The organism is Synechococcus sp., assembly GCF_982614295.1.
Genome location: NZ_CEXBMR010000072.1, coordinates 1 through 1,128 on the forward strand (window position 1 = coordinate 1; position 1,128 = coordinate 1,128).

At 61.4% G+C, this 1,128-nt stretch carries 1 protein-coding gene; it reads left to right on the forward strand.

Annotated elements, in window-relative coordinates; translation table 11 throughout:
* Positions 1 to 1,128, forward strand: a 1,128-nt coding sequence (locus AC2JC8_RS09590) for a hypothetical protein (RefSeq protein WP_484594621.1), incomplete at both ends; no start/stop codon positions are given.

Below are 1,128 nucleotides of genomic sequence, written 5' to 3' on the forward strand. Positions count from 1 at the left end.
CAAGCAGGGCGACCAAGAGGTGCAATTTGATCACTTTCGCCGTATAGAACTGCCCCCGGAGGCGATTGAGCGGGGGGTGCCGGCCGATCCGGGCTTGATGGCTGCCTTGATTCGTGATCTCTGCAAGGAAGAGAAGATCCCCGCTCACCGGGTGGCGGTGGTGTTGCCGCCAGAAGCTGCCTTCACCATGGTGGTTCATCTGCCTGACGATCTGTCGGAGGAGCAGGCCGCTGCCTATGCCAGTGATCCAGCATCTGGCTTGCAGATCCCAATCCCGCTGCAGCAAACCGATTTCAATCTGATCCCGCTCAATTGGGCCGCAGCGCCGGCGGCTCCAACCCCAGGGCTGCGCCCTTATTTCCTTGCCAGTGTGCCCCAGAAGTTGGTGGAGCAGCTCCTGGCCACCCTCAGCGCGGCCCAATTAGAGCTGCATCGTCTTGAGTTTGGTTTCACTAGCCAGATGCGTCTTTCGGCATCCGAGGTGCTCTCGCTTGAGCCAGGCCAGGTTGTCTTGCAACTCGAACTGCTGCCGGATTGCTCCCATGCCACGGTGATAGCAGCAGCCGGCCCGCTTCGCTGTGAGCGCCTGGCGGCCGTGCGGGAATTTCCCGAGCCGAGCCTCTCGGTAGAGCATGCGGAGGCCGCACTCTCAGAAGGCATTGGCGCAGAGACGATCATCCTTAAGGATGATCGTTATCTGCCGATCTCCGATCTGGATTTGCGGGTGTTGTGCCTAGAGCTGAAGCAACTGATGCAGCGCAGCCAGGAGTGGTTGGGTGCGCTGCCTTGCCAGTGGGTGGGCGTGAAGTTGTGCGGCATCAACAGTGCCCATCCCGGCATTGCTGATCTGCTTGCAGCTGAATTGCAGCTGCCCGTGTCGTTGCTGCGGCCCCTCGGTGCAGAGCGGGTGGGTACGGTTGTGCTCAAGCCCCTGCTGGTGCAGCAGAGCCTGGGCCGGTTGGTTGGCTTGGGTTTGGGGCTTCTGCCTCCCTTGGATGGCCCCACCTGTGCGATCAGCGATGAGCGAGTCACTCCCCCAGCAGCTCAGATCTTGGCCATGGAACCGGTTGAGCTGGTGGCTGCGGTTGCGGAGCCAGAAGAGCGGATTCCGATGGCTGAGCCAGCATC